The organism is Streptomyces murinus (genome assembly GCF_002154555.1).
In the GTDB taxonomy this organism is placed as follows: Bacteria; Actinomycetota; Actinomycetes; order Streptomycetales; family Streptomycetaceae; genus Streptomyces; species Streptomyces murinus.
Genome location: NZ_MUNF01001054.1, coordinates 1 through 686, shown reverse-complemented (window position 1 = coordinate 686; position 686 = coordinate 1). Strand labels below are relative to the sequence as shown.

Annotated in this window: 1 pseudogene; it reads left to right on the top strand. The window is 74.5% G+C overall.

Annotated features, from left to right (window positions below):
* Positions 1–307 precede the first annotated feature (307 nt).
* Positions 308–686 (top strand): annotated as a pseudogene (locus tag CCN72_RS38495) (helix-turn-helix transcriptional regulator); the annotation flags it as partial.

Sequence of the window (686 nt, the reverse complement as noted above, 5' to 3'; positions counted from 1 at the left end):
GACGGCGAGGGAGACGCCCGCCCAGGCCACCGACTTGATCCAGGGGGCCTGCGGGCGTCTCGCTCGGCGTCATCGGGCTGCTGCTGGCGGTCCTGAAGTACTCGGACGCGCTGCTGGCACTGCCGTCGGCGAGCTGAGCGGGCGATAGCCCTCGCCGCCCGGGAAACTCGGGGCGTCAGCGACCTCAGCGATCCCAGGGGCCTTAGGGAATCCGGGCACATGTCACGGGCTCCCCGAGGCCCCTTACGCGTGCCCGGCGCGGATTCTGAGGCCCCCTCAGACAGCGGAGGGTGGAGGCACCACGCGGGCCGGGGCGCTGCTGAGATCGGGCGGCACGGGCGACCGCGACCGTGCGCTGGAACTCCTCCGGCCGGCCGCGGCCGTCGCCACCCACATGGACGCCCGGCCCCTCATGGACACCGTCACCCGCTCGGCCCGCCGCGCCCGCCTCGCCCTGACCCCCGGCCCCGGCAAGTCCGCCACCGCCCCGGCCGACCCGGCCGCGGAGCTCGGCCTCACCGCCAGGGAACAGGAGGTCCTGCGAAGGCTCGCGGCCGGCCGCACCAACCGGCAGATGGCAGAGGAACTGTTCATCTCCCCGAAGACGGTGAGCGTCCATGTCTCCAACATCCTGGCCAAGCTCGGCGTCTCCAGCCGCGGCGAGGCGGCCGCCCTGGCCCACCGGC